The sequence below is a fragment of the Pseudomonas sp. 14P_5.3_Bac1 genome (assembly GCF_025466135.1).
Classification (GTDB): Bacteria; Pseudomonadota; Gammaproteobacteria; order Pseudomonadales; family Pseudomonadaceae; genus Aquipseudomonas.
In genome coordinates, this window is the sequence record NZ_JANLOF010000009.1 from 17771 (window position 1) to 30733 (window position 12963).

Annotated in this window: 9 protein-coding genes; 8 read left to right on the plus strand and 1 reads right to left on the minus strand. The window is 60.2% G+C overall.

The annotated features are described in order from the left end of the window. The first annotated feature begins 2 nt into the window (after window positions 1-2). From NTD89_RS02235 to NTD89_RS02265, 7 genes are all read left to right on the plus strand, one after another. Window positions 3-1013: a Gfo/Idh/MocA family protein gene (locus NTD89_RS02235; RefSeq protein ID WP_242197517.1), complete on the plus strand. Its 1011-nt coding sequence runs from the start codon at window positions 3-5 to the stop codon at window positions 1011-1013. 158 nt (window positions 1014-1171) lie between these two features. Further along, complete coding sequence (locus tag NTD89_RS02240) at window positions 1172-2032, plus strand: sugar phosphate isomerase/epimerase family protein (RefSeq protein WP_262206316.1); 861 nt, start codon at window positions 1172-1174, stop codon at window positions 2030-2032. A gap of 197 nt (window positions 2033-2229) precedes the next feature. Next, entirely contained in the window at window positions 2230-3258 is a 1029-nt protein-coding gene (locus NTD89_RS02245) for a Gfo/Idh/MocA family oxidoreductase (protein WP_262206317.1), read from the plus strand. A 128-nt stretch (window positions 3259-3386) separates the two neighbouring features. Continuing rightward, on the plus strand, window positions 3387-3569 hold the full coding sequence (locus tag NTD89_RS02250) for a hypothetical protein (RefSeq protein WP_145164602.1): 183 nt from the start codon (window positions 3387-3389) through the stop codon (window positions 3567-3569). Window positions 3570-3617: 48 nt separating this feature from the next. Next, a complete protein-coding gene (locus NTD89_RS02255) occupies window positions 3618-4553 on the plus strand; it encodes a sugar ABC transporter substrate-binding protein (RefSeq protein ID WP_145164600.1) in 936 nt (311 codons plus the stop codon). 63 nt (window positions 4554-4616) lie between these two features. Further along, window positions 4617-6170: a sugar ABC transporter ATP-binding protein gene (locus NTD89_RS02260; RefSeq protein ID WP_262206318.1), complete on the plus strand. Its 1554-nt coding sequence runs from the start codon at window positions 4617-4619 to the stop codon at window positions 6168-6170. Between the two features lie 58 nt (window positions 6171-6228). After that, window positions 6229-7251: an ABC transporter permease gene (locus tag NTD89_RS02265; protein ID WP_026013640.1), complete on the plus strand. Its 1023-nt coding sequence runs from the start codon at window positions 6229-6231 to the stop codon at window positions 7249-7251. Between the two features lie 102 nt (window positions 7252-7353). Here the strand turns inward: NTD89_RS02265 and NTD89_RS02270 are convergent, their stop codons facing one another. Next, window positions 7354-12048 (minus strand): dermonecrotic toxin domain-containing protein, encoded by a 4695-nt coding sequence (locus NTD89_RS02270; RefSeq protein ID WP_262206320.1) that lies wholly within the window; start codon window positions 12046-12048, stop codon window positions 7354-7356. A 420-nt stretch (window positions 12049-12468) separates the two neighbouring features. Here NTD89_RS02270 and NTD89_RS02275 point away from each other — a divergent pair, with 420 nt between their 5' ends. Continuing rightward, the gene (locus NTD89_RS02275) at window positions 12469-12873 is read left to right on the plus strand and encodes a TraR/DksA family transcriptional regulator (RefSeq protein ID WP_010564800.1); all 405 of its coding nucleotides are present in this window, start codon (window positions 12469-12471) and stop codon (window positions 12871-12873) included. Window positions 12874-12963: the final 90 nt, after the last annotated feature.

Genomic DNA, 12963 nt, shown 5'->3' on the forward strand with positions numbered 1-12963 from the left:
GTATGTCTTTGAAGTTGGGCGTTATCGGTACGGGCGCCATTGGCCGGGACCATATCCGTCGGTGCAGCCAGACTCTACTCAATAGCCAGGTGGTGGCGGTGACCGACATCAACCTTGAGCAAGCCGCCAGGGTCGTCGCTGATTTGCAGCTGACCGCCGAGGTGTACGCGGACGGCCATGCGTTGATCAACTCGCCGCAGGTCGAGGCAATTCTCGTGACTTCCTGGGGCCCGAGCCACGAAGAATTCGTGCTCGCTGCCATCGCCGCCGGCAAGCCGGTGTTCTGCGAAAAGCCCTTGGCCGTCACTGCAGAAGGCTGCCGCAAGATCGTCGATGCCGAAATCGCCTTCGGCAAGCGCCTGGTGCAAGTGGGCTTCATGCGCCCGTACGACGAAGGTTATCGCGCCCTCAAGGCGGTCATTGACAGCGGCCAGATCGGCGAGCCTTTGATGCTGCACTGCGCGCACCGCAACCCGACGGTGGGCGAAAACTACAAGACCGACATGGCGATCACCGACACCTTGATCCATGAACTGGATGTGTTGCGCTGGTTGCTCAACGACGACTACGTGTCGGTGCAGGTGGTGTTCCCGCGCAAATCAAGCAAGGCGTTGGCCCACTTGCGTGACCCGCAGATCGTGCTGCTGGAAACCGCCAAGGGCACGCGCATCGACGTGGAAGTGTTCGTGAACTGCCAGTACGGCTACGACATTCAGTGCGAAGTGGTGGGGGAGACCGGTATTGCCAAACTGCCGGAGCCTTCGCAGGTGCAACTGCGCAGCGAGGCCAAGCTGTCGAATGCGATTCTGATGGACTGGAAGGACCGCTTTATCGGCGCCTACGACGTCGAACTGCAGGCGTTCATCGACGGCGTACGCGCCGGGCACGTGGGCGGGCCGTCGGCGTGGGATGGGTTTGCGGCAGCGGTGGCGGCGGATGCGTGCATTGAAGCGCAACGCAGTGAGCAGATTGTGAAAGTCGGCCTGCCAGAGCGCCCACATTTTTACGGCTGACACCTATTGCACTGGAGGAACCGGATCAGTGTGGGAGCTGGCTTGCCTGCGAAGACGGCGGCACATTCAATATAAATGCCGCCTGATGCACCGCTATCGCAGGCAAGCCAGCTCCCACATTCGAGCGGATTCCAATTTCAGATACGGGAGTTTCACCTATGCGTATCGCCTTAGACCCCTACATGTATCGCCATCTGCCCCTTGGCCAGATGGTCGACAAGGCCGCCGAACTCGGCTACCAGCACATCGAACTCTCACCCCGCGAAGACTTCCTGCCGTTCTACAAAGCCGCTCGCGTTGACCGTGCGCGCATCAAGGAATTTCGCAAGGCCTTGAGCGACGCCGGTGTGCAACTGTCTTCCCTGCTGCCGATGTACCACTGGGCCGCGGCCGACGAAGGCCTGCGCGTCGCCGCCGTACGCAACTGGAAGCGTGCGATCCAGATCGCCGTGGAAATGGACTGCGAGCTGGTCAACACCGAATTCACCGGCCAGTCCGACAACCCGCTGGTGTGCGAAAACCAGTTCATGCGCTCCATGGACGAGCTGATCCCGGAGTTCGAGCGTGAAGGCATCAAGCTGGATATCCAGGCGCATCCGTATGACTTCTGTGAGCGCAACAACGAGTCGGTGGACATCATTCGCGGCCTCGACCACGACTGGATCAACTACCTCTACGCCGCGCCGCACACCTTCTTTTATGACGACGGCAAAGGTGATATCGCCTCGATGCTCAAGTACGCCGGTTCCAAGCTCAGCCACTTGATCATTGCCGACACCTATAACCACCGCGCGTCGTCGAACCTGCGCTACATCGTCAACCCGCCGGGCGTTACCGCCACGGTGCATCAGCACCTGGACATCGGCCAGGGCGAGGTCAACTGGGAGGCGTTTTTCGGCACCTTGCGCGAGATCAAGTTCGACGGCATCGCCACGGTTTCGGTGTTTGCCTGGGAAGACCGGCCGGATGAATCCAACCGGATGATGCTGGAGCGGGTGACCCGCGAGCTGTGCCAATAAGCAACCGATCGTTCCAACGCTCTGCGCAGGAACGATCAAGGATCATTTTCGGGCAGGTGGAATGCAGTCAGTGTGGGAGCTGGCTTGCCTGCGATAGCGGTCTTTCAGTGGCGGGTTCATTGACTGACACGCTGCTTTGGCAGGCAAGCCAGCTCCCACATTTGAACTGGGTTTCCACTTCATGAAGGAGCGCATCTATGCGAATCGGACTGGTTGGCTACGGCCACGGCGGCCGTTTTTTTCACGCACCGTTGATTGCAACGTTGCCCGGCGCAACGTTTGTCGGCGTGGTGACACGCTCACCCGAGCGGCGCCAGCAACTGGCGACTGACCACCCCGGCCTCAAGGCCTACGACACCATCGGCCAGATCGTCGAGGCCGGTGTCGACGTCCTGGTGATTTCCACCACGCTCAAGGGCCGTCCGGCGCTGGTACTGGAAGCCATCGAACACGGGGTTGCGGTGGTCAGCGACAAACCGTTCGCCAGCAATGCCGAACAGGCCCAGGCACTGATCACCGCGGCCGAACGCCAGGGGGTGTTGCTCAGCGTCTACCAGAACCGGCGTTGGGACTCGGACTTCCTCACGTTGCGCAAATTGATCGACGCCGGTGCGCTGGGCCAGATCACTCGTTTTGAGTCCCGTGTCGAGCGCTTCAATCCGCAAGCGGTGGGCAATGCCAGCGGCGGCGGATGGTTGCGCGACCTCGGCAGTCACCTGGTGGACCAGACGATGCAGCTGTTCGGCCCGGTGGACCGGGTGTTCGCGCAACTGCAGTTCAGCCCGGAACACCCCACCCTCGATCACGGCTTTTTTGTTTCGCTGACCCACGCCAACGGCGTGATTTCCCACCTGTGGGGCAGTGCGCTGCAAAACAGTCAGGCCCCGCGTTTTCGCGTCAGCGGCACCCTGGGTTGTTACACCGTGGACGGGCTTGATGGCCAGGAAGAAGCGCTGATGGCCGGCAAGACGCCGAAAACCGAAGGCGAGCACTGGGGCGCTGAAGAGCACCGACGCTGGGGCTGGTTTGAGCAAGGCGCGGAACGCGAGCGTGTGCCCTCGGAGAAAGGCTGCTGGACGCAGTTCTATCGCCAGTTGCACAGTGCCGTGCAAGGGCAGGGAGCGCTGCCGGTGAACGCCTATGACGCACTGGAAACCACCCGTATATTGGACGCCGCGCGCCTTAGCAACGAGCGCCAGCAGGTGGTTTCAACAAAAATAGAATAAAATTCTAAAACAGGTTGATATGGAAATTATTTTCCAATAAAGTCTTTTCCAGGTTGCAAAAAGTACGCTTCGGGCTTGATCCGGGCGACTCAACAAAAACAAGATCAAAAACAACCAGGTACCGTCAGATGAAAATCTTCAACGCTGTACTGCGAGTTTTACGCCCTGCCCAGCAAGCGCCACGCGGTCTGCCCCGCGCCCGGCCGTTTTATTTCTCCTTCCTCAATGTGCTGTGCGTCGAAAACAAAGGCGCCCTGGTGTGCTGCATTCCGGGGGCACCGATCGTGCGGCTGCCGGCCTCCTCGCTCTGAAAAACGCAACGTCCACAAAACCAACAAGAAATTGGAGACAGACCGTTCATGAAGACCCCGATCCGTTTCACCGCGCTGGCCTTGTCCATGCTGCTTGCCAGCGGTTTTGCCTCGGCTGCCGATATCAAAGTAGGCGTGAGCATGTCCGCCTTCGATGACACCTTTCTGACTTACCTGCGCGAGGACATGGACAAGCAAGCCAAGTCCTACCCCAAGGGCGATGGCGTGCAGCTGCAGTTTGAAGACGCCCGCGCCGACGTGGTCAAGCAACTGAGCCAGGTCGAGAACTTCATCAGCCAGAAAGTCGACGCGATTATCGTCAACCCAGTGGATACCGCGTCGACCAAGAACATCATCAGTGCGGCGACCAAGGCGGGCATTCCGCTGGTGTTCGTCAACCGCCGGCCTGATCAGAAAGATTTGCCTAAAGATGTGGTGGCCGTGACCTCCGATGACGTCGAGGCCGGTCGCCTGCAAATGCAGTACATCGCCGACAAACTCGGTGGCAAAGGCAAGATCGTGATCCTGTTGGGCGACCTGGCCAACAACTCCACCACCAACCGCACCAAAGGCGTGAAAGAGGTTCTGGCCAAGTACCCCGGCATCACCATCGAACAGGAACAGACCGGCACCTGGCTGCGTGACCGCGGCATGACGCTGGTCAACGACTGGCTGACCCAGGGGCGTGAGTTCAATGCGGTGCTGGCCAACAACGATGAAATGGCCATCGGCGCCTCCATGGCGCTGAAGTCGGCGGGCACCAAACCGGGCAGCGTGTTGATCGCCGGGGTCGACGGTACGCCGGATGGCTTGAACGCGATTACCAAGGGCGACATGGCCGCGTCGGCGTTCCAGGACGCGAAAGGGCAGGCCGTCGGTTCGGTGGAAGCGGCGCGCAAGATGGCCAAGCACGAGCCGGTCGAGCAGAACGTGATCATTCCGTTCAAGCTGATCACGCCGGACAACGTCAAAGACTTCAAGTAGCCCTTCATAACAACAATAAGCGAGCAGGGCGGCCACGGTCGTCCTGCTGATGGAGTACCCGATATGCTTGCTCAAGCGGTTGCCTCGCAGCCTCCCGGCATCCAGCCCCTGGCGCCGGAAGAACCCTACCTGCTGGAAATCCTCAACATCAGCAAAGGCTTTCCCGGCGTCGTGGCCCTGGCCGATGTGCAACTGCGCGTTCGCCCTGGCTCGGTGCTGGCGCTGATGGGCGAGAACGGTGCAGGCAAGTCGACGCTGATGAAGATTATCGCCGGCATCTACCAGCCCGACGCCGGTGAAATACGTCTGCGCGGCAAGCCGATCGTGTTTGAAACGCCGCTGGCGGCGCAGAAGGCCGGGATCGCGATGATCCACCAGGAACTCAACCTGATGCCGCACATGAGTATCGCCGAAAACATCTGGATCGGCCGCGAGCAGCTCAACAGCCTGCACATGGTCAACCACCGCGAAATGCACCGCTGCACCGCCGAGTTGCTGGCGCGTTTGCGCATCAATCTGGACCCCGAAGAACATGTCGGCAACCTGAGCATCGCCGAACGGCAGATGGTCGAGATTGCCAAGGCGGTGTCCTACGACTCCGACATTCTGATCATGGATGAACCGACGTCGGCCATTACCGAAAAGGAAGTGGCCCACCTGTTTTCGATCATTGCCGACCTCAGGTCCCAGGGCAAAGGCATCGTCTATATCACGCATAAAATGAACGAAGTGTTCGCCATCGCCGATGAAGTCGCGGTGTTTCGCGACGGCCACTACATCGGCCTGCAGCGCGCCGACAGCATGAACAGCGACAGCCTGATCTCGATGATGGTCGGCCGTGAACTGAGCCAGTTGTTCCCGGTGCGTGAGACGCCCATCGGCGAATTGCTGCTGTCGGTGCGCGACTTGCGCCTGGACGGTGTGTTCAAGGGGGTGTCGTTCGACCTGCACGCCGGGGAGATCCTCGGCATCGCCGGGTTGATGGGCTCGGGCCGCACCAATGTGGCAGAGACCCTCTTCGGCATCACGCCAAGCTCTGGCGGCCAGATCAGCCTCGACGGCAAGCCGGTGCGCATCAGCGACCCGCACATGGCCATCGAGAAAGGCTTTGCGCTGTTGACCGAGGACCGCAAGCTCAGCGGCCTGTTCCCGTGCCTGTCGGTGCTGGAAAACATGGAAATGGCGGTGCTGCCGCACTACTCGGGCAACGGTTTTATCCAGCAAAAGGCCCTGCGCGCGTTGTGTGAAGACATGTGCAAGAAGCTGCGAGTGAAAACCCCGTCTCTGGAGCAGTGCATCGACACCTTGTCCGGCGGTAACCAGCAAAAGGCCTTGCTGGCACGCTGGCTGATGACCAACCCGCGCCTGCTGATTCTCGATGAGCCCACCCGTGGCATCGACGTCGGCGCCAAGGCCGAGATTTATCGCTTGATCGCTTTTCTCGCCAGCGAAGGCATGGCGGTGATCATGATTTCGTCCGAGCTGCCTGAAGTGCTGGGCATGAGCGACCGGGTGATGGTGATGCACGAGGGCGACCTGATGGGCACCCTGGACCGTGCGGAGGCGACCCAGGAAAAAGTCATGCAGCTGGCTTCCGGTATGACCGTAGTCCACTGACGAACAGCAGCGCAGGCCTGCGGTTGGCCTGTGCCACAGAACAAGAAGGTGATTGGCTATGAACGCAATAACAGACAACAAGCCTGCCACGGCACCGGTCAAGCACCGCAGGCGCTTGCCCACCGAGCTGAGCATCTTCCTGGTGCTGATCGGCATCGGGTTGGTGTTTGAACTGTTCGGTTGGATCGTGCGCGACCAGAGCTTTCTGATGAATTCCCAACGTCTGGTGCTGATGATCCTGCAAGTGTCGATCATCGGCCTGCTGGCGATTGGCGTGACGCAGGTGATCATCACCACGGGCATCGACTTGTCCTCAGGCTCGGTGCTGGCGCTGTCGGCGATGATTGCCGCCAGCCTGGCGCAAACTTCGGATTTTTCCCGCGCGGTGTTTCCCAGCCTGACGGATTTGCCGGTGTGGATACCGGTGGCGATGGGCCTGGGGGTGGGACTGCTCGCAGGGGCGATCAACGGCAGCATCATTGCCGTCACGGGGATTCCGCCATTTATCGCGACACTCGGCATGATGGTCTCGGCCCGCGGCCTGGCGCGTTACTACACCGAAGGCCAGCCGGTGAGCATGCTGTCGGATTCGTACACGGCGATCGGCCATGGCGCGATGCCGGTGATCATCTTTCTGGTGGTGGCGGTGATCTTCCATATCGCGCTGCGCTACACCAAGTACGGCAAGTACACCTACGCCATCGGCGGCAATATGCAGGCGGCGCGCACGTCGGGGATCAACGTCAAGCGCCATCTGATCATCGTCTACAGCATCGCCGGGTTGCTCGCGGGCCTGGCGGGCGTCGTCGCCTCGGCACGTGCCGCGACCGGCCAGGCCGGCATGGGCATGTCCTATGAGCTGGATGCGATTGCCGCAGCGGTGATCGGCGGCACCAGCCTGGCGGGCGGGGTAGGGCGCATCACTGGCACCGTGATCGGCGCGTTGATCCTGGGCGTGATGGCCAGCGGGTTTACCTTTGTCGGCGTGGATGCGTACATCCAGGACATCATCAAGGGGCTGATCATCGTGATCGCGGTGGTGATCGACCAGTATCGCAATAAGCGCAAGCTCAAGCGCTGAGTCGATGGGGGAGTTGGCTCGCGAAGAACCCGAGAGCGCTGCGCGGTGCCAGACTCCCCATGTCAGCGTTGACGATCCTGGCGAGCAAGCTCGCTCCAGGGTTTACGGGGCCAAAGGCAGGAACCGGCGCTCTGCCAGTTCACGGCCGATTGTGCCATGGTGCACATCCACCACGCTTTGTGGGCCCCGGGCGTTGGCCAGGAGCGAGTAGTAACTGTCCTTACGTTGATTCTTTTTTTTCAGGTGGGCCACGGTGTAGTCGTGCTTCGGTGTGTCGGCTTTGGCGTAATGAAAATGTGCATACCACAGCGGATAGCCGCGTTTGTCGTTGACCGCGTACTCCTGGATGAAATCCTGCCGGACGCCTCGCATCTCAATGCGTGAGCCGAGCCTGGCCAGTTGCACGAGGTCCTGGTCCAGCAAGTACACCAGGTTAGCGTCGTTCGGCGGCAGTTCCAGTGAGTACTGGACGCGCAGTTCCTGGCCCTTGGTGGTCAAGGTCGTGACCGCCGCTCGCATCTCGTCCAGCAGGGTCTGGTCGGCAAGTACTCTTGAATCCTCCGGCTTGGCCTGGATGGATCGATAGAGTTCGTCGGCCAACTCGGTGAATCGGCGAGCCTCCTTCTGCAGGCTCTCCTGGATCTCGACAGGAAACTTGGAAACCTTTGCATAGCCGGCCTCACGCTTGAGGATCGGCGTGAGCTCCTGCAGGTATTTGCGCGCTTCACCTTTGACCACACTCAGTGCCCGCGTGCCTGGCGGCAGCGGCGGGGCGCTGGGGCGTATCTCTATGATTTCGTCCCATTGGTGCTCGCGCTGTGAGTAAGTGCCCAACAGTTGGTCACCCTCTATGGAGCGCACTTCGACCCTATCGATTGGAAACGCTGCGTCGGCAGGCTTCAGGTCGCCGATCAACACGCCTTGCCTGCGGGTTTTGATCACCTTTTTCTGCGGGCCGCCGTCAGCAGGCCGAGGATGCTTGGGAGGGTGCTTGACCGCGTGGGGTTCAGGCTTGATCTCGGCGGCCAACTGCTGCATGGCATCCTGGTACAGCTCTGTCAGCAGTTTTTGTATGTGTTGGAAAGGCGTCATGTGCAAGTTGTCGGCATGAACCATGGCCATGCTTTGCAGCGCGTCCAGCGCCTGGCCGTAGTGCCGGAAGAGACTGTCCAGTACGTTCAGGCGCTCATCCGGCGTCAGGCTAAGGGTGCTGAGTTCAGCATGGGTGCGCACTTGGGGGTGCAGCGGCTCAAGCACGGAATACAACTCGGTGTTGGCGCTATGGTCCCAGATTTTGACGCTCAGGTATTTAAGGGTATTGAGTTGCTGGTATTTGATCGCCAATGCGCCAAGTTCGGCAGGGCGGTTCATGGTCAGGCGGTTATAGCTTTCCAGGCCGGGCTGGCCCAGATTGAATAACTCCAACAGGTAGTGATCCTTGAGTTCCAGGGCCTTTATCTGCCGCTCATTGATTTCACTCATCTCATTGAGAAATTGTAAGTGATGGGCAACGTTGGCGAGCATGACGGGTGTCCGTTCGATCCCCCCACCCATGAACTCCTGGTGCATGGCATAGAGCGCTTTGCGGTCCATGTCGGCGATCACGACTGACTTGCGTGCGTTATTGATGATGTTTTCCAGCAGTGTGGCACTGACCTGGGCCGGGAAGGGGATGTGCAACGCTTCACGCTCTTTGCGACTGTCGAGTATTTTGCGATAGCCCTCACTCTGTTCGTATAGAGCCCTGTCGAAGGCCCTGCGGGTGCTGGCCTTTGCTGCGTCGGAGTACTTGGGGTTGGCGGCCGCCAGGGTCATGAGCATTTCTGCGTCGTCAGCTTTTTTTTGCTGAGCTTGTTGGTCGTTGGAAAATTGCTCGTATTGCGCGTTGAGCTGTATTTTGCGCTCGGCCTGGCGCTTTCGTTCGGCGGCAATGCGTTTGGCTGGCATCCCGCCGCGCAGGCGCAGACGCAAGTCCAGCGACCAGTTGCCCAAGCCGTCGGTTTGCAGGAAAGGCCCCAGCCGGGTGGGGTCGATGGGGTCGACAATCACCACGCCCGCGTCGCGTTCAGGGCTCAGTTTGTACCACTGGGTATCCAGCAAGGCGTACCAGTCTCCGAGGTACGAATACAGTCCTCTGCGTGGCCCGTCCAATTGGGGCTTGGGCAATGGCTCGGGCTTGGGTGCCCTGAACCCGGCCAGCCGTTCGCGTTGGCTGGGCGTGAGTCGGTGGTGGGCGTTGGAAAAGCTGAAATCGAACACCGTAGCGTCCCTCGCTAGCCCTTCATTTTCCAGTACGGTAGGACCTTGGTGCACCGCAGGGGCGGGGGGTGGTGGCCAGTGCTCGTTGCCCAGCCTGGTAAGCGGTGAACGAAGGGCTTGTTGCCTGACATCGTTAGTCAGCGGTGTCGAGGGCGATGTCGTCGGCGGTAGCCATTGGTGCATCAGCATGCCGATGTTCAGCAACAGGTCGACCAGCGCCAATTCCCGGGTCACCGGATCATCGCTGCCAAGGGCTGGAATATCATGGCTGGCACTGCTCATCAGGCTGAGCAGCCAACCCGTGAGCATAAGGGGGCCTCGGGCCAGGGGCAGCAGCAGGGTGTTGAACAGCAGGCCGGCGCCTTCAAGCAGCACGCGCCAGCGGCTCTCGTGGTTGGAAACCGAGGCGCGATCAGCCTGATCGACCAGCGCCCGTGCGTTACTGCCATACAAGAACTGCATCAGTTGGCCGCTGGACAGAAACTGCCTCAGCTCGTCGTTGCTGCCATCAGTCGCCAGGGTGGCGGGTTGCGGTACGTCAGGGACGCTGAACTCATCGCCCATACCAAATCGCGGGTAATGGGGTTCCTGGAATCCACCGTTGGCGTAGACCGGCCTCGCGCCGTCGGACAACCAGGTCAGCACACTGGTCTGCAATTCACCAGGGTGGGCAATGGCCTGCAGCAAGTCCTCGCGGCTGGCGAACTCCCGAAGGGGATCGGCATACAAGGGCCGGTACAGCAGATGTGGGCCGGCGAGGGCGCTCTCGGATTCGATGATGTACATATTGGTGACAACATCCGGTGTCGCTTGGGATTTGCGCACCAGGGCGAGGCGGCGAATGACGATGGCCTGGCCTTCGACCTGGCGTTGCTCAATGCGCTCGCCCATCAGTGCAGCCACGTAGCGAGCCCCGCGCAGGGTCATGCCGTGCTGGTTGTTCAGCGCCCATTCCAGGGCCAGCATTGGCAGCTGTGCGACGGTGTGTTGTGCGAAGCGCTCTGTGCGTTGCCGCGCCTGGTCACTGTCGCCGAGCAATTGGGTGTCGAGCAATTCGGGGTAGGCCTTGCCAATATCGACCTGCTCTATCAGGCCGCCGCGGCCTTTGATGTAGTCGGGCGTCAGCCAGGTTGGCAGGGGCAGCGAGCGGCGATGTCGTACGGTGAGTTGCCCACGGGGCTGACCCTGCAGGTTGTTGATGGCCAGCTCAGTGAGGCTCATGTGCACGGGCTCGACGAAGCCGGAGCCTCCTGGGTATCCAACGGCCACGCTGAATGTCAATTGCAGGTCATCAGGGTGAAACTGTGTGGCCTTCGACTGTTCGGGCGTCACCTTGTCGAAGGTGATCTCATCGTGTTTCAGCTGTTGCAACAGGGCATTGGTTGCGAAGGTGTAGATGTCTGGAATATCGCTGAGAAAGGTGTGGCCGTTGCTGCGTTTTTTGGCGCTGGCCAAGGCCAGGCTATAGCGTCCATAGCGTAGCTGGTCAGCCGCGCTGGCATGTTGCAGCCAGGCCGGGGTTTGTTGGCGCAGTGTCGTCTGGAGCTTCGCGGCAGAGGTCGGCGCCTCAAGAAAAGAGTGGGCGGGGTTGCCGATTTCCAGGCACAGCGCGCGAAGTGTATCGAGTTCCAGGCGGGTGGGCAGGGTGAGGGCGCCCAGGTCTTCCAGTTGCTGATTGAGCATCAGTGCCGCCTGGATGTCGAAAACGTTGCCGTCGGGCTCCCATTGTTGGGTGGTGATGTGCTCGACCACGTAGGGCTGCGCAACCTGTCGGGCCCAGGCCTGGAGGCTGGCGTCCATGGACGAAAAACGTTCGCAGGCACCGGTGGTTTGGCAGAGCAGGACCCGGGTTGCCTGGGTCAACAACAGGTGCGGGCTGAGCAGGGGGAGTGTCTGTTGACCTTCCTTGAGCGTCGCTCGCGGGTAATAGGCGCGCACGGCGTTGGCCCCGAATCGACGGATACGTTCGTCGCGGTCGGGGTAGCTGATCAGTTGTTCAAGCATTTCACGCTCAGTGGCGTCCAACTCCGCCTGGCTGATGGCGGCGACCCTGAGGTTGTCGGCCAGCCAATCGCTGAGCCAGCGCCAGCGTGACAGGCCGTTGTCGGCCTCTTCGCGCCAATAAGTGGCCAGGGCGTTTTGCAGGGCTGTCGGCAGGGTCAAGGGTAATTCCTTGATTATGTTTTCGATGATGTTCATGTCGAGGGCGGAGGTCGCCGGGGCTGCAAGCTTGAGACGGCTAGGCGGAGCGTCGGTCAGGTAGCAGGACTCGCCGTGCCGGTCACTTAAGTCCAACTCGGTGCTGGTGGCGAGAAACGCGAGCACGCGGGCCATGAGCGGATGCAGATTCCAGCCTCCGGTGGGACTGGGTATGGCCAATTGTGTGCGGGACAGATCAATGACCAAGGTTGGATAGCGTTGCCGGATCAGCTCTGTCAGCAGTTGCCGGGTAACAGTGTCCAGCGTCGGGCGTGAAGCAAATTGTGCGCTGACGGCTTGTGCGGGGAGCGCGCGATGGGCGGAGGGGATTGCGGGCATGAGAGGTCCTGTTCGGTAGGGAAACTTCGGAGCCTCTATCTATACCTGGGCGAATTTTCGACGGGAGGTATGTAACTGCCGCCACCGCGTGCTGGAATCTGTTGAATCGCCCTTGCGCATAGGCCTGGTGGCCTTATTCAACCGTTTGTCTTCTATATAGCTCCACAACACTGAATTTCTTGCTATAAACGCACTCCGATGACCATTCGCCAAGCCCGTCCTGGTGCCTTTGGGGGTTAATTGGGAAAAAATGCCTGTCTTTTCAGTTGCTGAGCCCTCAAGTCGGCCTTAGACTGCCGCCCCTCGTAAATTGAGTGCCGGGTGGCGCTTGAAATGGACGGCGCCTTTCCGAGGCCTGCAGAGGTCTGCCGGAACGCTCCCTTATTCGCCTTAATGCACGTATTTTTTATAGAGAAATCAATGACAAAGGAAAAGTTGCTGGCCATGCCGGCGGATGACTACATGAATGCCGAACAGCACGCTTTTTTCGAGCAGCTGCTGCAAGACATGAAAGTGGAACACCACGAGCGCATTGAACAGAACCGTATCGCCATCGAAAGCCTGGACACCCCGGCTGACCCGGCTGACGCGGCGTCCGTTGAAGAAGAACGCACCTGGCTGGTCAATGCCATCGATCGCGACCAGCGCATGCTGCCGCAGCTTGAGCGTGCACTGGAACGCATCAAGGAAGATTCCTTTGGCTGGTGCGACGACAGCGGCGAGCCTATCGGCCTAAAGCGCCTGCTGATCAGCCCGACCACCAAGTACTGCATCGAAGCGCAAGAGCGCCACGAGCAGATCGACAAGCACCAGCGTCAAGCCTGATGTGCTGAAGTTGGGCGCTGCTGATGCGGCGCTCAAGAGAAATACCGGTTACGCCCCTGTCTATTGATCTGCTGCAAGCCTCCCACTAAC